Source organism: Sphingobium sp. TomTYG75, assembly GCF_054771635.1.
In genome coordinates, this window is the sequence record NZ_BSRE01000001.1 from 2199721 (window position 1) to 2217990 (window position 18270).

Annotated in this window: 18 protein-coding genes, 1 tRNA gene and 1 other RNA gene; 12 read left to right on the forward strand and 8 right to left on the reverse strand. The window is 62.7% G+C overall.

Annotation, left to right across the window (positions count from 1 at the left end; translation table 11 throughout):
* Positions 1–84 precede the first annotated feature (84 nt).
* The 3 genes from ACYU81_RS11220 to ACYU81_RS11230 all read left to right on the forward strand — a co-directional run bounded on the left by ACYU81_RS11220 (position 85) and on the right by ACYU81_RS11230 (position 4189).
* The gene (locus tag ACYU81_RS11220; RefSeq protein WP_460987681.1) at positions 85–1437 is read left to right on the forward strand and encodes a thiamine pyrophosphate-dependent enzyme; all 1353 of its coding nucleotides are present in this window, start codon (positions 85–87) and stop codon (positions 1435–1437) included.
* A 244-nt stretch (positions 1438–1681) separates the two neighbouring features.
* Entirely contained in the window at positions 1682–2686 is a 1005-nt protein-coding gene (locus ACYU81_RS11225; RefSeq protein WP_460988177.1) for an alpha-ketoacid dehydrogenase subunit beta, read from the forward strand.
* A 3-nt stretch (positions 2687–2689) separates the two neighbouring features.
* The gene (locus tag ACYU81_RS11230; protein ID WP_460987682.1) at positions 2690–4189 is read left to right on the forward strand and encodes a dihydrolipoamide acetyltransferase family protein; all 1500 of its coding nucleotides are present in this window, start codon (positions 2690–2692) and stop codon (positions 4187–4189) included.
* Between the two features lie 144 nt (positions 4190–4333).
* Here ACYU81_RS11230 and ACYU81_RS11235 read toward each other — a convergent pair whose 3' ends face one another.
* Complete coding sequence (locus ACYU81_RS11235) at positions 4334–4801, reverse strand: hypothetical protein (protein ID WP_449474600.1); 468 nt, start codon at positions 4799–4801, stop codon at positions 4334–4336.
* A 159-nt stretch (positions 4802–4960) separates the two neighbouring features.
* Here ACYU81_RS11235 and ACYU81_RS11240 point away from each other — a divergent pair, with 159 nt between their 5' ends.
* Complete coding sequence (locus ACYU81_RS11240) at positions 4961–6115, forward strand: AI-2E family transporter (protein WP_460987683.1); 1155 nt, start codon at positions 4961–4963, stop codon at positions 6113–6115.
* A 41-nt stretch (positions 6116–6156) separates the two neighbouring features.
* Positions 6157–6233, forward strand: a tRNA-Asp gene (locus ACYU81_RS11245).
* A 196-nt stretch (positions 6234–6429) separates the two neighbouring features.
* On the opposite strand, the gene ACYU81_RS11250 is transcribed toward ACYU81_RS11245, so the two are convergent.
* The 5 genes from ACYU81_RS11250 to ACYU81_RS11270 form a co-directional block, all read right to left on the reverse strand.
* Positions 6430–6669 (reverse strand): DUF2842 domain-containing protein, encoded by a 240-nt coding sequence (locus tag ACYU81_RS11250; RefSeq protein WP_460987684.1) that lies wholly within the window; start codon positions 6667–6669, stop codon positions 6430–6432.
* Complete coding sequence (locus ACYU81_RS11255; protein WP_449471533.1) at positions 6666–7244, reverse strand: 5-formyltetrahydrofolate cyclo-ligase; 579 nt, start codon at positions 7242–7244, stop codon at positions 6666–6668. Before ACYU81_RS11255 ends, ACYU81_RS11250 begins: the two co-directional genes overlap by 4 nt.
* Positions 7245–7332: 88 nt before the next feature.
* Positions 7333–7489: non-coding RNA, 6S RNA (ssrS, locus tag ACYU81_RS11260), on the reverse strand.
* An 11-nt stretch (positions 7490–7500) separates the two neighbouring features.
* Positions 7501–7836 (reverse strand): cell division protein ZapA, encoded by a 336-nt coding sequence (locus ACYU81_RS11265; RefSeq protein WP_460987685.1) that lies wholly within the window; start codon positions 7834–7836, stop codon positions 7501–7503.
* Positions 7829–8026, reverse strand: a complete 198-nt coding sequence (locus tag ACYU81_RS11270; protein WP_460987686.1) for a hypothetical protein — start codon at positions 8024–8026, stop codon at positions 7829–7831. Before ACYU81_RS11270 ends, ACYU81_RS11265 begins: the two co-directional genes overlap by 8 nt.
* Positions 8027–8200: 174 nt before the next feature.
* Between ACYU81_RS11270 and tkt the strand changes: the two genes are divergently transcribed.
* The 4 genes from tkt (at position 8201) to ACYU81_RS11290 (ending at position 13543) form a co-directional block, all read left to right on the forward strand.
* Positions 8201–10168, forward strand: a complete 1968-nt coding sequence (gene tkt / locus ACYU81_RS11275) for a transketolase (protein ID WP_460987687.1) — start codon at positions 8201–8203, stop codon at positions 10166–10168.
* Positions 10169–10197: 29 nt separating this feature from the next.
* Positions 10198–11208: a type I glyceraldehyde-3-phosphate dehydrogenase gene (gene gap, locus ACYU81_RS11280; RefSeq protein WP_460987688.1), complete on the forward strand. Its 1011-nt coding sequence runs from the start codon at positions 10198–10200 to the stop codon at positions 11206–11208.
* Positions 11209–11346: 138 nt separating this feature from the next.
* Entirely contained in the window at positions 11347–12552 is a 1206-nt protein-coding gene (locus ACYU81_RS11285; protein WP_460987689.1) for a phosphoglycerate kinase, read from the forward strand.
* Between the two features lie 94 nt (positions 12553–12646).
* Positions 12647–13543, forward strand: a complete 897-nt coding sequence (locus ACYU81_RS11290; protein WP_460988179.1) for a fructose bisphosphate aldolase — start codon at positions 12647–12649, stop codon at positions 13541–13543.
* Between the two features lie 292 nt (positions 13544–13835).
* Here ACYU81_RS11290 and hisC read toward each other — a convergent pair whose 3' ends face one another.
* Both hisC and ACYU81_RS11300 read right to left on the reverse strand, forming a co-directional pair.
* Positions 13836–14891 carry a histidinol-phosphate transaminase gene (hisC, locus tag ACYU81_RS11295; RefSeq protein ID WP_460987690.1) on the reverse strand — a complete coding sequence of 352 codons (1056 nt, stop codon included), beginning with the start codon at positions 14889–14891 and terminating at the stop codon, positions 13836–13838.
* A gap of 244 nt (positions 14892–15135) precedes the next feature.
* Complete coding sequence (locus ACYU81_RS11300) at positions 15136–15423, reverse strand: hypothetical protein (RefSeq protein ID WP_460987691.1); 288 nt, start codon at positions 15421–15423, stop codon at positions 15136–15138.
* Between the two features lie 231 nt (positions 15424–15654).
* Here ACYU81_RS11300 and thiE point away from each other — a divergent pair, with 231 nt between their 5' ends.
* The 3 genes from thiE to ACYU81_RS11315 all read left to right on the forward strand — a co-directional run bounded on the left by thiE (position 15655) and on the right by ACYU81_RS11315 (position 18204).
* Entirely contained in the window at positions 15655–16347 is a 693-nt protein-coding gene (thiE, locus tag ACYU81_RS11305; RefSeq protein WP_449471544.1) for a thiamine phosphate synthase, read from the forward strand.
* A gap of 178 nt (positions 16348–16525) precedes the next feature.
* Positions 16526–17623 (forward strand): L,D-transpeptidase family protein, encoded by a 1098-nt coding sequence (locus ACYU81_RS11310; RefSeq protein ID WP_460987692.1) that lies wholly within the window; start codon positions 16526–16528, stop codon positions 17621–17623.
* Positions 17620–18204, forward strand: a complete 585-nt coding sequence (locus ACYU81_RS11315; RefSeq protein ID WP_460987693.1) for a M23 family metallopeptidase — start codon at positions 17620–17622, stop codon at positions 18202–18204. Before ACYU81_RS11310 ends, ACYU81_RS11315 begins: the two co-directional genes overlap by 4 nt.
* The last annotated feature ends 66 nt before the right edge of the window (positions 18205–18270 follow it).

Genomic DNA, 18270 nt, shown 5'->3' on the forward strand with positions numbered 1-18270 from the left:
AAAACGGAACTCTTGCTTTTTGCGAGCGTTGTAATATTATAATTGCAATAAGCAATAATATTGCAAATGCGAGTAGGAGGCAGGATGGGCGACCGGGAAGGTTCGGGCGCTGAGAGGCCGGTCGCTAAAGGCGGCCAAACAGGCGACGGCGGCGATCGCGGCGGAGAGCAGCTTTCGGCGGGCGGCCGAAACCTGCCACCGTTGCGGTTGCATGTGCCGGAACCTCAATTTCGGCCAGGCGATGAAGCAGATTTCAGTCATTTCGACATTCCCCCCGCCGGAACCTCGCGCAGGCCCGATGAGGCCGCGGACGCGGGTACGATGCGGGAAATGGCCTATGACCTTGTCCGCGTGCTGGATGAGGAAGGGCGCGCGGTGGGGCCGTGGGACCCGAAGCTGCCACCCGAGATGCTGCTCCGCATGCTGCGCGGCATGGCGCTGACCCGCGCTTTCGATGGGCGCATGTTCCGCGCGCAGCGGCAGGGCAAGACCAGTTTTTACATGAAATCGACCGGGGAGGAGGCGGTGTCGATCGGCGCGGCGGCGGCGCTGGCGAGCGATGACATGTGCTTCCCCAGCTACCGCCAGCAGGGGATATTGATCGCGCGCGGCTGGTCGCTTGTGGACATGATGAACCAGATTTATTCGAATAAGGGCGACCGGCTGAAAGGGCGGCAGCTGCCGATCATGTATTCGGCGCGGGAGGCGGGGTTCTTCTCGATCTCCGGCAACCTTGCCACCCAATATCCGCAGGCGGTGGGCTGGGCCATGGCGAGCGCGGCGCGCGGTGACACGCGGATCGCGGCGACATGGTGCGGGGAAGGATCGACGGCGGAGGGGGATTTTCATTCCGCCTGCACCTTTGCCAGCGTGTATCGTGCGCCGGTGATCCTGAACGTCGTCAATAACCAGTGGGCGATCAGCAGCTTTTCCGGCTTTGCGGGCGCGGAGGCCACGACCTTCGCGGCGCGGGCGATCGGCTATGGCATTGCGGGGCTGCGAATCGACGGCAATGACGCGCTGGCGGTCTATGCCGCGACGCGCTGGGCTGCGGATCGGGCGCGGGCCAATCATGGGCCGACGCTGATCGAGCATTTCACCTATCGCACCGAGGGGCACAGCACGTCCGATGATCCGAGCGCCTATCGGTCTGCGGATGAAGGGAGTCACTGGCCGCTGGGCGATCCGATCGCGCGGTTGAAGCAGCATTGCATTGCGATCGGCATCTGGGACGAGGAACGACAGGCGGCGATGGACAAGGAACTGGCCGAGCAGGTGCGTGAGGCTGCGAAGGAAGCGGAGAAGAACGGGATTTTGGGGCATGGGCTTCATCAGCCGATGGAGAGCATGTTTGAAGACGTGTTCGAGGAGATGCCCTGGCATCTGCGGGAGCAGCAGCGGCAGATGCTGGATGAAGCTAAGGCGGCTGGGTTGTGAGGGGGGAAGCGCTTTTTGATCTCGTCATCCCAGCGGAAGCTGGGATCTCGTTTGGTTACGTTCAGCCTGATGGCGAAGAGATGCCAGCTTTCGCTGGCATGACGAAGAGAGAGATGGGCGGGGCGCCTGCCCCTCTCCAAGCTTCGCTAGCCAACTGGCTGGCAAGCTTCGCTATCTCGGCCAGAGTCACGTGCCTCTGGCCGACCCCTGAAGGGGCGAGGAGATGAGCCAAGACACCCGCCAGATGAGCATGATCCAGGCGATCAACAGCGCCTTGGACGTGATGATGGAGCGTGATCCCGATGTCGTCGTGATGGGGGAGGATGTCGGCTATTTTGGCGGCGTTTTCCGGGCGACGGCGGGGTTGCAGAAGAAATTTGGCAAGAATCGGGTGTTCGACACGCCGATCACCGAGACCGGGATCATCGGCGTCGCAGTGGGCATGGGCGCCTATGGGTTGCGGCCAGTGCCGGAAATCCAGTTCGCCGACTATATCTACCCCGCGCTTGATCAGTTGGTGAGCGAGGCGGCGCGGCTGCGTTACCGGTCGGCGGGGGAGTTTATCGCGCCGATGACGGTGCGGTCGCCCTTTGGCGGCGGGATTTTCGGGGGGCAGACGCACAGCCAGTCGCCCGAGGGCATCTTTACCCATGTGTCGGGGATAAAGACTGTCATTCCGTCGACCCCCTATGACGCCAAGGGGCTGCTGATCGCCGCGATTGAGGATAATGATCCGGTGATCTTCTTCGAACCCAAACGCATCTATAATGGGCCGTTCGATGGCCATTATGACCGGCCTGCGAAGAGTTGGGCGGGGCATCCCGGGGCGATGGTGCCGGAGGGCTATTATCGGGTGCCGCTGGGGCAGGCGCGCACGGTGCGGGCAGGCGAGGCGCTGACCATCCTCTGCTACGGCACAATGGAGCATGTGATCGAGAGCACTGTCTTGGAGATGGGCGTGGATGCCGAGATCATCGATCTGCGGACGCTGGTGCCGCTGGATATCGAAGCGATCGAGCAGTCGGTGAAGAAGACCGGCCGCTGCCTGATCGTGCATGAGGCGACGCGGACCAGCGGCTTTGGCGCGGAGTTGAGCGCACTGGTGCAGGAGCGGTGCTTCTATCATCTGGAGGCGCCGATCGAACGAGTGACGGGTTTCGACACGCCCTATCCGCATAGTTTGGAATGGGCCTATTTTCCTGGGCCGGTGCGGATCAGGGAAGCGATCAACAAGATCATGAGGGATTGAGCGATGCCCCTGTTCACGTTCAGGCTACCCGACATCGGCGAAGGCATTTCCGAGGCGGAGATTGTCGGCTGGCATGTGAAGGTCGGCGACCGGGTGGAGGAAGATCAGCCGATTGCCGACATGATGACTGATAAGGCTACGGTGGAGATGGAGAGCCCGGTCGCGGGGGTGGTGAAGCGGCTGGCCGGGGAGGCGGGTGAGCAGGTCGCGATCGGGGCCATGCTGGTGGAGATTGAGGTTGAGGTTGAGGGGGAGGTCGCTTCCGTTGGGGAGGCTCCGATGCCTTCGGAAGAGGTGATTGAGGCGGAGACGGCGGGAAGGCGCGAGGTGGCTGGTTCGTCGGTGAATGGGATTGTTTCGTCGGTTGAGCGGGTTGAAGCTGCGGGGGAAGGATCCTCTTCGCAGGATAAGGCTGAAAAGCCCTCTCCCCTTCAGGGGAGAGGGTTGGGAGAGGGGGAGCTAGGCGAAACGTCCGCGGGAGAAAAAGCTGAAAAGCCCCTCCCCTTCAGGGGAGGGGTTGGGGTGGGGGATCAGAGGGATATGCCCAGTTCGCAGGGCAGCCCCCTCTCCCCAGCCCACTCCCCTGAAGGGGAGAGGGAGCAGGGCGGTCCGTGCCTCCCAGCGGTCCCGGAAGGGGAGAGGGAGAAGGTGCTCGCCTCACCGGCCGTCCGTGCTCGCGCCAAGGAACTCGGGATAGACCTCGCCCAAGTGAAGCCCACCGGCGATCATATCCGCCATTCGGACCTCGACGCTTTCCTCCTTTACGGCGCTGGGCAGGGCTATCGGCCTGCGGGGCAGCGCGCGCGACGGGAGGATGAGGTGGTGAAGGTCATCGGCCTGCGCCGCCGGATTGCCGAGAATATGGCCGCGTCGAAGCGGCATATTCCGCACTTTTCCTATGTCGAGGAAATCGACGTCACCGAGCTGGAGCGGATGCGCGCGCAGTTGAATGGCGAGCGCGGGGATCGGCCGAAGCTGACGATGTTGCCGCTGTTGATCGTGGCGATTTGCCGGGCGCTGCCGGACTTTCCGATGCTGAACGCCCGCTATGATGACGAAGCGGGTGTCGTGACCCGTTTTGGCGCGGTGCATATGGGGATCGCGACGCAGACGGACGCGGGATTGATGGTGCCGGTGATCCGGGACGCGCAGGATCGGAATATCTGGCAATTGGCGAGCGAGATCGGGCGGCTGGCAGAGGCCGCGCGGTCCGGCAAGGCGAAGGCAGAGGAGCTTTCCGGATCGACTCTGACGCTGACGTCGTTGGGTGCGCTGGGCGGGGTAGCGACGACGCCGGTGATCAATCGGCCGGAGGTGGCGATTATTGGCCCAAATCGGGTGATCGAGCGGCCGGTGTTTCGTGGGCGGGAGGTTGTGGCGGCGAAGCTGATGAACCTGTCGATCAGTTGCGACCATCGTGTGGTGGATGGATGGGATGCGGCGAGTTTTGTGCAGGCGGTGAAGCGGTTGCTGGAGACGCCGGTTTTGTTGTTTGCGGAGTGAGTGAATATACGCCCCTCCCTTTCAAGGGAGGGGTTGGGGTGGGGGCGAGCGAAGCGAGCCAGCAACCGATCGAAAAGGCAGAACGCCGCTGGCGCGGCGACCCACCCCCGTCCCCTCCCTTGAAAGGGAGGGGCTTTTTTTGGTTCACCGCATTGTCGCCCGGTAGCTCAGACGCGCGGTCTCGCCCGGCGACAGGCGTGTGGGGCTGGTCCAGCGAATATGGGTGATGTCGGCGGGAACGGCCCTGCGGACGCCGCCTAGCGGGGTGGGCAGCCAAAGCTCGTCCAGGCGGCCCCAGCGTTGGCCGCCGTCCACCGATACTTGCATCGATGGATCGGGCGCCGTGAGGAGGGTGCCACGGGGAACGGCGTTGGTGAGGGCTATGCCCTGAACTGGTCCGCGCCCTTCGTTTCGACAGTTGACGACGAAGAGCAGCTGGTCGCCCGGCGCCGCGCGCGTGGCGCTGGCGAGGGTGCGGCGGGCGCGGCCGTTGATGTCGGTATGGACGCGCTCCACAAACATCTGGGTTTCCATGCGCAGGTCCGTACGGGCCAGTGATGTGGCGGGCAGCATCGCCCATCCAGCCATGCCCAGCAGCGCCAGTTTACGCATCATCCGTTCAAAGCCCCGATCCCCGTTTCGCTATTGCTTAGGACAGGGGAGCGAAAATTTGGTTAATGGGCCTTAGTCATGTCAGGGCCGATGAATGAAATTGACGGGCTGTGGCGGGCCGGTACACATTGTCGACATGCGGGCAGGATCGATCGTTCAGTGACACCTCATGAACAGCTGGAAATCAACCGGCGGCGGGATCGGCTGCTGGCGTCCATCGCGTTGACGACGGGTGTTGGGCTGCTCCTTGCCTTGCCGTTCGCCCTGCGCGAGGGGGCGGAGTTTTTCCTGCCACTGACGGCAGCGATCGTGATCGCCATTGCGCTGGTGCCGTTCCTGGAATGGATGGAGCGGCGTCGGGTGCCTTCGGCCGTGGCGGCGCTGGCGGCGGTGATTGCGTTCCTGGTGGTGGCGAATACCGCGCTGGTGCTGATCGTGGTGCCGGCGACCGACTGGTTCAGGCTGCTGCCGCAGCGCTTGCCCAAGATTCAGGACAATCTGGCGCCGCTGATCGACTTTTATTCCCAGTTGCAGCATTTCGTGGATGAAACCGTGCAGATGCTGGCGACGGGGCCTGTGGCGGCGGCCCAGACGGCGGCGGTGGATGCTCCGCGATCGCTGTTGCAGTTTGCCGCGACCTCCGCGCCTTCCGCGATCATCCAGATGGTGTTCGCGCTGCTCATCATCTATTTTTTCCTCGCCGGTTGGACGCGGCTTCGGCGGCGGACGATCAACAGCCGGGGCAGTTTCGACGGCGCGATGGCGGTGGCGCGGGTGATCCAGAATGTGGTCGATGCGACGTCCGCCTATGTGTTGACGATCGCGACGATCAACCTGTGCCTGGGGCTGGCGGTTGCGTTTGCGCTGTGGCTGATCGGCATGCCGTCGCCGCTGATGTGGGGCGGGATCGTGGCGCTGCTGAATTTCGTGCCCTATTTCGGGCCGATGCTGGCTGCGGCATTGCTGGCGCTAGGTGGCCTCATGGTGTTTGACGACGTGTGGCGGGCGCTGGCGCCTGCGGTGACGCAGATCGGCTTTCACCTGGTGGAGGCGAATGTGATCACGCCGATGGTGCTGGGGCGGCGGTTGACGATGAACCCGCTGCTGATTCTGGTGTCGCTGACTTTTTGGGGATGGGTGTGGGGGACGCCGGGCGCGCTGCTGGGCGTGCCGCTGCTGATCATCATCCAGACCGTGGTGGCGGCTGCTGGAACCCCGGATATCGCGGGTTTCCTGTTTGAGCGCGGGACGCTGACGGTGGCGCTGCGCGAAGAAAATGACGAGAAAGAAGAAAGTGGCGAAAGAGCCGGTTGACAGGTCCGGCGGTCCCGCATAGATGCCCGCCCACACCGAACGCGGGTGTAGCTCAGTTGGTTAGAGCGCCGGCCTGTCACGCCGGAGGTCGCGGGTTCGAGCCCCGTCACTCGCGCCACTCTTTTTGAAGAGTGGATGGTCCTTAAGGGCCGGAAATTCACAATAATTTGATAGGCGTCATGCCAGCGGAAGGTGGCATCTCAAGCCTTTACGTGCGGCCTGGCCTCACGAGATCCCAGCCTGCGCTGGGATGACGGAAGTGGCGCTATTAGCGACGGGGTTAGACGCCTTGGCCGCGCCGAAAATATGGCGCGTCAGCCGCGCCGCCAGCGGCCCGTTTCCATCCAGGCGAGCAGGCGCTTCAGGGGCAGAACCCAAATCCAGATGATGCCGAGGAAGACATAGACCGGCACCTGCACGATCATCGGCAGGCTGCCGATGAGCCCCGACAGGCTGCCGACGAGGACTGCCCAAAGCGTGATGAGCCCGACGATGGCGAGCATGCCGACGGGCTTGCGCCAGCTGGGTTCGTAGGGAGCGGGTTGGCGGTTCACGCGTCGGGTCCTTCGATCAATTCGACTTCGGTGAGGATGATGTGGAGCGGTAGGTCCCACGGGTCGGCAGGCAGGGCGTCCTGTTCCTGCACCGACCAGGCGAGGCCGATCCGCAGCGCATCGGGGTGGCGAGCGAAGGCGCGGTCATAATAGCCGCCGCCCTGGCCCAGCCGGTTCATCGCACGGTCGAAGCCGAGCAGCGGGGCGATGATGACATCCGGCGCGACGGGCGGGCCGCTGGGTTCGGGATGGTGGGTGCCGTAGAGGCCGGGGTGAAGCTGATCCTCCGGCGTCCAGGCGAGGAATTCCATGCTGCCGAGCCGGTCTATGACGCGGGGGAGGGCGAGGGTCTTGCCCAGCCCTGCGAGTTGCGGGGCGAGGCGCTGGGCGGGCGCTTCGTCGTCCAGGCCCATGTAGAGCGCGACCGTCTGCGCATTATCCAGCCTGCGGGCGAGCGGCGAGGGGAGCGCCTTGAAGGCGAGCCGGTGCGCCAGCGGATCGAGCGATTGCACGAAGGCGCGGCGGTGTGTCCGGGCGAGGGTGCGCAGGGCGGTCTTGTCGAGGTCTTCGCTCATGGGGCCGCGTTTAGACCTGGAGGAGGGGGCTGGAAACCGGTTTCTCGACTGCGCTCGAAACGAACGGAGCTTAGGGAACGAGGAGGGTGACGGGACCGCCTTGGCCGTTTGCTGGAATATCCTCTGACGCCTCAACGTCAGGTGGGGACCATGTAGATCGGGCCTGGACCCGCCCAGGGACAGCCCCCTTGGATGTGATTATCGCCTCAGGGATGTTCGCTAAAGCTCGTACGAGGCAGTACCCGTCGTCCCTTATCTAGGCGTCCGGCGGCGGTGCGGCAAGCCTGTCGCTCAGCTTTTCTATGCGGGCAGCGAGCGCCTCGATCGCGCGGGCAGCCGCGTCATCGTTGTCATCGAGGGCCAGGCTCTGCTGACGGCCGATCGCCTCCCGCTTCAGGTCGTTAAGTTCGTCGGCGAGGAAGAGGGCGGCGAACAGCAGGGTGCGCACTTCGGTAAGGCCCGGCGTGTTCTGCTGCGCAAGGCGCGCCTTGCGTTCGATCAGGCTGGCGAGATGGGCAAGATGGGCTTCCTCACCATCGCGGCATCGGATCGCATAATGACGCCCGGCGATCTGAAGGTTCGTTTCAGCCACGCGAATCCCCTTTAAGATCGGCGATCAGTTCATCGAGCGACCGGAGCGCCGCGCGCGCGGCGACGGGGTCCATGCCGGAGGAGGCGGAAGAGGCCGGACCCGCGACCGCGAGACCCTGCACATCCTGTTCCAGCCGACTTACCGCGCGCTCCAGTGCGCCGATAGCCTGCATCATGCGATCGCTTGCCATGACCCACGCATAAACAAAGTTTTCGCCTTGCAAAAGCCGTGATTGGACGGCTTGGCGCTCTCCACGGTCCTGCCACGGTTGACGCTTTGGGTGCAACGCGACAAAGGGGACCGGATTTCGATTCGTCGGCTCAGCAGGGGGCCGCTTAGTCAAGCAGGAAAGAAGCCAGCCTAGATGACCGTATCCGAAAAGTCGCTCGCCAGCGCCATCCGGGCGCTTTCCATGGACGCAGTGCAGGCGGCGAACAGCGGCCATCCGGGCATGCCGATGGGCATGGCGGACGTCGCGACGGTATTGTTCAAGGACTATATCAAGTTCGATCCGACCCAGCCCAAATGGGCCGACCGCGACCGTTTCGTGCTGTCGGCGGGCCATGGATCGATGCTGATCTACTCGCTGCTGCACCTCACCGGCTATGCGCGCCCGACGATTGAGGACATCCGCAATTTCCGTCAGCTGCACAGCCCTTGCGCGGGTCATCCGGAAAATTTTGAGCTGGCGGGCGTGGAAGCGACCACCGGGCCGTTGGGTTCGGGTCTCGCTACCGCCGTCGGTATGGCGATTGCCGAACGGCACCTGAATGCCCAGTTCGGCGACGACCTGGTCGATCACCGCACCTGGGTGATCGCAGGCGACGGTTGCCTGATGGAAGGCATCAACCATGAAGCCATCGGCCTTGCCGGGCACCTCAACCTTGGCCAGCTGATCGTCCTGTGGGACGATAACAAGATCACTATCGACGGTTCGGTCGACCTGTCGAGCAGCGAAGATGTGCGGGCGCGCTATGTCGCGACAGGATGGCATGTCGTGTCGTGCGACGGTCATGACGTTGCCGATGTGCGGCGCGCGATCGACGAGGCGCTGGCCGATCCGCGTCCGTCGCTGGTCGCCTGCGCCACCAAGATCGGCTATGGCGCGCCTAACAAGGCAGGCACGTCGGGCGTGCATGGTTCGGCGCTGGGCGTTGAGGAAGTTGCGGCGGCTCGCGAGTTTCTGGGCTGGACGGCCGAGCCCTTCATCATCCCTGACGATATTGCCGCCGAGTGGCGCCGCATTGGTTCGCAGGGCTCGGACGTGCGGGCCGCCTGGGAAGGCCGTCTGGCTGACAATGGCCAGAAGGCGGAATTTGAGCGCCGGATGGCTGGCGAGCTGCCCGCCGACTTCTCGCTCAACAGCTACATCGACACGTTGATCGCCAATCCGCAGAAGGTCGCGACCCGCCGGGCAAGCGAGCTGGCGCTGGGCGCGATCAATGATCTGCTGCCCGAGACGCTGGGTGGTTCGGCAGATTTGACCGGGTCGAACAATACCAAGACCAAATCGACGGGGCCGCTGACGAAGGACGACTATTCCGGCCGCTATGTCTATTATGGCATTCGCGAATTCGGCATGGCCTGCGCGATGAACGGCATGGCGCTGCACGGCGGCGTCATTCCCTATGGCGGCACTTTCCTTGTCTTTTCCGACTATATGCGTGGCGGCATCCGTCTGGCCGCGCTTCAGGAGCAGCGCGTCATCCATGTGCTGACCCATGACTCGATCGGTCTGGGCGAAGATGGCCCAACCCATCAGCCGATCGAACATGTCATGTCGCTGCGTATGATCCCCAATCTGGATGTGTACCGCCCGGCGGATATTGTCGAGACGGCGGAATGCTGGGAATTGGCGCTGAAGGACCAACAAGGTCCTTCGGTGTTGGCGCTGACCCGCCAGAATCTGCCGCAACTGCGGACGGAAAAGAGCGAAAATCTGTCGGCGAAGGGCGCCTATCGCCTGCGCGCCGCGACGGGCAGCCGCAAGGTGGTGCTGATCGCGACCGGCTCCGAAGTTGAAATCGCCGTGGCGACCGCCGACCTGCTCGAAGCACAGGGCATTGGCGCGGACGTGGTTTCGATGCCGAGTTGGGCGCATTTCGATGCGCAGCCGCAGGCGTATAAGGATGATCTCCTTCCGCACCATGTGCTGCGCTGCTCGATTGAGGCAGGGACGACCTTCGGCTGGGAACGCTATGTCGGCATCGCTGGCTTGCGTTTCGGCATCGACACATTCGGTGCTTCGGCTCCGGCAGACGCGCTTTACGACCATTTCGGCCTGACGGCCGCCAAGATCGCGCCGCAGGTTGCGGCCGCGCTCGATCATTAAGAACAACTACCAATCAGGAGGCTAGAACAGTGGCAACGAAGGTAGCAATTAACGGTTTCGGACGTATCGGCCGGCTGGTGGCGCGCGCAATCTTGTCGCGCACCGACCATGACCTGGAGCTGGTGAGCATCAACGATCTGGGTGATGCCAAGGCGAACGCCCTGCTGTTCAAGCGTGACTCGGTTCATGGCAATTGGGCTGGCGACGTCAGCGTCGATGGCGATGCGCTGATCATCAACGGCAAGCGCATTGCAGTGACCGCCGAGCGCGACCCCGCCAAGCTGCCGCACGCGGCGCAGGGCGTGGAAATCGCCCTCGAATGCACCGGCATCTTCGCGTCCAAGGAAAAGGCGAGCGCGCATCTGACCGCTGGCGCCAAGCGTGTCATCATTTCCGCCCCCGCGACCGGCGTCGACAAGACCATCGTGTTCGGCGTGAACCACGATGCGCTGGGTGCTGACGATATCGTCATTTCGAACGCCAGCTGCACCACCAACTGCCTGGCGCCGCTCGCCAAGGTCCTGCACGACGCCATCGGCATCGAAAAGGGCTTCATGACGACGATCCACAGCTACACCAACGATCAGAACACGCTGGATCAGCTGCACAGCGACATGCGTCGCGCTCGTGCCGCTGCGCTGTCGATGATCCCGACCACCACCGGCGCCGCGCGCGCCGTGGGTGAGGTTCTGCCGGAGCTCAAGGGCAAGCTGGACGGTTCGTCGGTGCGCGTGCCGACGCCGAACGTCTCGGTCGTGGACTTGAAGTTCATCGCCAAGCGCAGCACCACCAAGGATGAAGTGAACCAGCTGCTGAAGGCTGCTTCGGAAGCTGGTCCGCTCAAGGGTGTGCTCGGCTATTCGGACGAGCCGCTGGTGTCGATCGACTACAATGGCGATGCGCGCAGCTCGACTGTCGACAGTCTGGAAACCGCCGTTATCGACGGTAATCTGGTGCGCGTGCTCAGCTGGTACGACAATGAATGGGGTTTTTCGAACCGCATGATCGATACGACCGGCGTGGTCGCCGGGCTGCTGTAAGAGAAGCGGGGCGGGCCAAAACCCGCCCTTTTTCGTCATCCCAGCGAACGCTGGGATCTTGTTTTATTAAGGCCCCTGCCAAGAGGCAAATAGTCCCAGCGTTCGCTGGGATGACGGGCAGGGGCGGCTGGGAGCATCATGGTGGCCAAGCCCTTCAAGACGCTGGACGATATGGGCGACATCCGCGGCAAGACCGTGCTGGTGCGCGAAGATTTGAACGTGCCGATGCAGGACGGATCGGTGAGCGACGACACGCGCTTGCGGGCGGCGATGCCGACGATCCTGGAGCTGGCGGATCGCGGCGCCAAGGTGCTGATCCTGGCCCATTTCGGACGGCCCAAGGGGCAGAAGAATCCGGAATATTCGCTGTCGAAGATCACCCGGCCGCTGACGCAGGTGTTGGGGCGTGACGTGCAGTTCATTCCCGATTGCTGCGGCGAAGCGGCGGTCGATGGCATCGCGGTGATGCGTCCGGGTGACATTTCGATCCTGGAAAATACGCGTTTTCATCCCGGCGAGGAAAAGAATGATCCGGCGCTGGTCGATGCAATGGCCGCGATCGGCGATCTCTATGTGAACGACGCTTTCTCCGCCGCGCACCGGGCGCATGCCTCGACTGAGGGTCTTGCGCACAAGCTGCCTGCCTTTGCGGGCCGTTCCATGGAAAAGGAACTGGACGCGCTGCAGGCTGCGCTGGGCGAGCCGGTGAAGCCGGTCGCGGCGGTCGTCGGCGGGGCCAAGGTTTCGACCAAGCTCGATGTGCTGAACAACCTCGTCGCCAAGGTCGATCATCTGATCATCGGCGGCGGCATGGCCAACACCTTCCTCCACGCGCGTGGCGTCGATGTCGGCAAGTCGCTGTGCGAGAAGGATCTGGCGGAGACGGCCGAGGCGATCTTTGACAAGGCCGAGGCTGCGGGTTGCACCATTCACCTGCCCTATGATGTGGTGGTGGCGAAGGAATTTGCGGCTAATCCGCCGTCGCTGCGGACATGCAATGTGCATGAGGTCGCCGCCGACGAGATGATCCTGGACGTGGGGCCTGCCGCCGTCGAGGCGCTGGGCGACGCGCTCAAGAACTGCCGGACTTTGGTGTGGAACGGGCCGCTGGGCGCGTTCGAGATCGCGCCGTTCGACAAGGCGACGGTGGCACTGGCCAAGACGGCGGCGGCGCTGACCAAGGAAGGGCAGTTGACGTCCGTGGCGGGCGGCGGTGATACCGTGGCGGCGCTCAACCATGCGGGCGTGGCGGGCGACTTTACGTTCGTCTCCACGGCGGGCGGCGCTTTCCTCGAATGGATGGAAGGCAAGGACCTGCCGGGCGTCAGCGCATTGATGGTGTGAACTTCGAAGGCCGCTGTCCAAAAGGATGGCGGCCTTTTCCTCTTTCCGATGCCGCCGATGGGGCGGTGTAACCCTACAGAGAAAGTATGTGCAGATGCTGGATCAGGACATGATGAACAAGATTGCTGGCGGGAATGGCTTTATCGCCGCGCTCGACCAGAGCGGTGGATCGACGCCCAAGGCGCTCAAAGGCTATGGCATCGAAGAGGGTGCCTGGTCGAACGATGAGGAGATGTTCGGCCTCATCCACGACATGCGCAGCCGCATCATCACCTCGCCCTGCTTTAGCGGCGAAAAGGTGATCGGTGCTATCCTGTTCGAGCGTACGATGGATGGTCAGGCGGGCGGCAAGTCCGTGCCGCAGGCGCTGATCGAGCGTGGCGTCGTGCCTTTCATCAAGATCGACAAGGGCCTGGAAGACGAGGCGAACGGCGTTCAGATGATGAAGCCGATGCCGGAACTCGATGCGCTGCTGAAGCGGGCCAAGTCGCTCGGCGTGTTCGGGACCAAGGAGCGTTCGGTTATCAATCTCGCCAACCGCGAGGGCATTGCCGCGATCGTCAAACAGCAGTTCGAGGTAGGCGCGCAGGTTCTCGCCGCCGGCCTGATGCCGATGCTGGAGCCCGAGATCAACATCAAGAGCCCCGAACGCGCCGACGCCGGCCAGATCCTGCTTGAGGAACTGCTCAAGGGCCTGGACGCGCTGCCGGAAGGCCAGAAGGTGATGCTGAAGCTGTCGCTCCCGGCAAAGGCTGGCCTGTTCGACGCGCTGGTCGACCATCCCAAGGTGCTGCGCGTCGTCGCGCTGTCGGGCGGCTTCTCGCGCGCCGAGGCTTGCGCCGAACTGGCGAAGAATCGCGGCATCATCGCCAGCTTCAGCCGCGCGCTGCTGAACGACCTGCGCCACCAGATGAGCGAGGATGAGTTCAACGCTTCGCTGGGTCAGGCGATCGACGAAATCTACACCGCTTCGACCAAGAAGGCGGCGTGATGTGAGATGAGGGCTGCTGGCGATATGCGCCGGGCAGCCGTCATTTGCGACACTGCCGAAGACCGGGCCACCCACCCAAGAGGACATAGAGCAGCGAGGGCTGTAGCCGAGAGCGTCTGCCAATAGTTTTGGCGATGCGGCGCCCGTTTTTGAAGGTGGCCGGAGATGACCTCGACGCGTGGACCCGCGTCATTGAGGTACGACTCTTTGGATAGCGGTCTTGTTGCCCTGTCCGCCATGGACGCGAAAATAAGCGGCCCGGTTGGTGGAAAGGCGTGGGATGAGGTGGGGGTCACGTCAGTCGTTCTAAACAATCGAGCGGCAGACGAATTTCCTCGCGGGTTCCTACCGTAATTCGGAGATAGTTGCTGATGCGAGGCAAATTGAAATGCCGCACAAGTATAGCCGCTTCGCGGAGCCGCCCCGCGAGCGTAGCTCCATCGTGCCGGGGATGGCATGCTAATATAAAATTGGCGGCCGATGGCAGCACCTCAAATCCGAGCGCTTCGAGGCCATCGACCATTACATTGCGCGCCTGCATGATTTGCTTTCGGCAGAGTTGGAAATAGGCTTCGTCGCGCAGCGAGGCGATGGCGCCGACTTGAGCCAAACGATCGATCGGGTATGAGTTAAAGCTATCCTTCACTCGCACAAGCGCATCGATCAAGGCGCGATCGCCAACCGCATAGCCGACACGAAGCCCAGCCAGTCCACGCGACTTGGACATGGTGCGAACGACCAAAAGATTAGGATGATCGGCGATGAGCGGGATCGCCGTCTCTCCGCCAAAATCGACATAGGCCTCGTCAATAACCACCGGCACGTTCGGATGTCGTTCCAGGAGACGAGCAATCTCCGCAAGGCTGACGGCGATGCCCGTGGGCGCGTTAGGATTGGGGAATATGATCCCGCCGTTGCCGGAGCGATACTCATCAATGCGCAGGCGCAATACCACGTCCAGCGGCACCGTCTCGTAATCGATCCCGTACAGGCGACAGTAGACGGGGTAGAAGCTGTAAGTGATGTCCGGGAACAATATCGGCGCATCATGCTTAAGTAGGCCAGAAAAGGTGTGGGCCAGCACCTCATCAGAGCCATTGCCTACAAAAACCTGGTCGCCATCCACATCATGATAGGCGGCGATTGCAGTCCGCAAGGCTGATGACTGAGGGTCAGGATACAATCTGAGGGCAGAGGTCGCCTCTTGCCTGATCGCCGTCAGTACAGAAGGGGCCGGTCCCATTGGCAATTCATTAGTGTTAAGTTTCACCAGGCCCGGAATAGGAGGCTGCTCTCCCGGCACATACGGCTGGAGATCGTGAACGAACTGGCTCCAAAAACGGCTCATCGCGATGGTGCTAATAGCGAAGGGCTCTTAACTCAATCCATAGGTTGAGCGCGATCTGAATGACAGGTTCTCCGAAGCAGGATTTCCGGCAAACGGTTTTTGACGGTCTACCGCTCGGCGGTTTGTCGGTCTTGAATCGACCAGCGGGGCATGAACCGCGACTGGCGGCGCGGGAGCGGCGCAGCGGGGTCGATTGGGAATGTCTGCTCTTAGGACGATCCAGCAAAAAGCGAAACGCCGATAGTCAAATCCCGCCGGTGTAAATCAGCAAATACGGGAACAGGGCGAAGAAGGCGAGAGTAGAGATCGCCGCCAACGGCTGCGCCGCTCGGAAACTATTACATGTCCAACCTGACAGCATTAATGTCGCTGCGACGCAGGCCGGGAATACCATATAATAATCGATCTGGCCCGAGTTAGGATATACTCTCTCCCCGTGGGTGTAGATGCCATAAATGCCACTTCGCCCTATGTAAAACAGTCCGAACCAAAGCGCAGTGGTGATTGCAGCTATCATATTGGCTTTCCGCATTTGGTTTGCTTAGTGATAATGGGGGGCATCCGCAATCGGTCGGTGTCCGACCGTCTGCCCATCCCGGCGGGTCAACAAACTAGCGTCTTCCGACATCCGGATAGCGGCGACCCCGCCAATGACGGTAGTTCCATCCCGAGTAGCCGATCCTGATCATGGCAGGACAAGCCGCCGGGACTGAACGCAGTTCCATTCTTTTCCTTAAGCGGCGAAACGCGCTAAGGGCTGCGCATGACCGATTTTACTGACGAAGAGCTGGCGCTCGATCCGCATTTTGCCGACCAGTTCGACAAGGGCTTCCGCCCGGCCTGCCAGCTTTACCTCATATCGCCGCCCGCGATCGACGAGGGTTTCGGGGCGCAGTTGGCCGAGGCTTTGGACGGCGGCAAGGTTGCGGCTTTCCAGTTGCGGCTGAAGGGCGTGGATGAGGACGCGATCGCCCTCGCGGCAGAGCCGTTGCAAAAGCTGTGTGCGGAGCGGGAGGTCGCCTTTATCATCAACGACAGTATAGCGCTGGCCAAGCGGCTGGGCGCGGATGGCGTGCATTTGGGGCAGGGGGACGGCGACCCGCGAGAGGCGCGCAAGATATTGGGGCCGAAGGTGCAGATTGGCGTGACCTGCCATGACAGCCGTCACCTTGCGATGGAAGCGGGTGAGGCGGGGGCGGACTATGTCGCGTTCGGGGCCTTCTATCCCACGACGACCAAGGAAACGCATCACCGGCCGGAGCCGTCGATCCTTGGCTGGTGGACGACCCTGTTCGAGCTGCCTTGCGTGGCGATCGGGGGGATTACGGCGGATAATGCCGCGCCGCTGGTCGAGGCGGGTGCGGACTTTCTGGCGGTGAGCAGCGCGGTGTGGGCGCATCCGGACGGGCCGCGCGCGGGCGTTGCGGCATTTTCGGCTGTGCTGGGAGGGGCTTAGAGAAGCGTGGCTTTATGGATCAGCGCCACTTCCTGATGCCGTTCGCCCGAACGGACGTAGTGATTTAGATCGAACATAATGTGCTCTAAATAGGTCTCGCCGGATGCTAGTTAATGGCGGGAGGCAGCTTTCCTGAGCTTTGCGCGTTCCTCTTCCCGAATAACGGGAGAGTATCGCCTTGAAGACATATCTGCTCGCGCTCACGCTGCTCTGCTCGGCTTGCAAGGTTGCCGTCACCGACGCCAATGAAAGCGGGACAATGGCTCCCGGAGATCAGAAAAAGGTAGCGCAGGGCGCGGCGGTTAAGCCGGTCGGCGATCCTTATGCCTTCTCCATAGTGCCCGAGCCGGGCGGTGCGCCTGCTCGCGCGGAGTCGATCTTGCAGGCGCAGGTGGCGCTTGACCGGGCGGGATTTTCTCCTGGCGCGCTGGATGGGAAGGAGGGCATGTCCTTCACCGCCGCGCTGAAGGGATTTCAAGAGGCGAAGGGCCTGCCGGAAACCGGCAAATATGATGAGGCGACTGCGAAGGCGTTGCTGGGGGACAAGCCGCCGACCGCTACATGGCTGGTGACGATCCCTGAGGGCTTTGCGCGTGGTCCGTTCACCGCGATCCCCAAGGAATATGCCGATCAGGCGAAGCTGCCTGCACTCGGTTATCGCAATTTGATCGAGAAGTTGGCCGAGCGGTTCCATACCAAGCCCGAGGTGCTGGTGGCGTTGAATGCGCCCAATACAAAGCTTGGACCGGGGGCTACGGTGCGAGTGCCAGCCGTGGGCAATCAGCCGGTGGCGCAGATTGAGGGCGATGAGCGCGGCTGGGGCAATACGCTAGCCAGCCTGGCGGTCGCCAAGGATCAGCCGCAGGCCGATCATATCGTGGTCGACAAGTCCGAAGGCGTGCTGCGCGTTTTTGACAAGGCCAACAAGCTGATCGCGCAATTCCCGGCGACCATGGGATCGGCACATGATCCGTTGCCGCTCGGCACCTGGGAGATCAAGGGGATCAGCCGTAATCCCGATTTCCATTATAATCCCGACCTGTTCTGGGATGCCGATGCGAAGGATGAGAAGGCGGTGTTGAAGCCGGGGCCTAATGGTCCGGTGGGCGTCGTTTGGATTGATCTGTCCAAGCGGCATTATGGTATTCATGGCACGCCTGAACCGCAGACCATCGGGCGCACCGAAAGCCATGGCTGCATCCGCCTGACCAACTGGGATGCGGCGCGGCTGGCGCAGATGGTGAAGAGCGGGGTGAAGGCGGTGTTCCAGGGATGAGGAGGCCGGGGCGGCGAGGATTTTTGGGCATCATAGTCGCCGTCCTGCTGCTGTTACTGTTCCTGAAAATGTGCGTACGGATCGTTCCGGGTGGCCCGGAAAGGACGGCTTTGCCGCCTGAGCGTCCGGCTGCGGCAGAGGCTGGGCCGCTGCTGATCCCGGTTGAGGGTGTGCCGCCGACTGCGCTGACCGACACTTTTACGCAGGCGAGGGCAGGCGGCGCGCGGCCGCATGATGCGATCGACATCATGGCGGCGCGGGGGCGGGCTGTGCTGGCGGCTTCGGATGGTCGTATCGAGAAGCTGTTCACGAGCGCGGATGGCGGGCTGACCATCTATGAGCGATCGCCTGACGGTCGGCGGATCTTTTATTATGCGCATCTGGATGGCTATGCCGCCGGATTGGCAGAGGGCCAGAGCGTGCGGCGGGGGCAGAAGATCGCCACCGTCGGCAGCACCGGCAATGCCGATCCGTCAGCGCCGCACCTCCATTTTGCCGTGAATGAGATCGCGCCGGGCGAGCCATGGTACGGGGGACGGGCGATCAATCCCTACCCCTTGCTCGCGCGGCCGATCCGATGAGCCTACTTGCCCTTCGCGGCGGCACGATGTAGAGGCGCGCCCAGCCTTTTAAACAGGCCGGCTCTT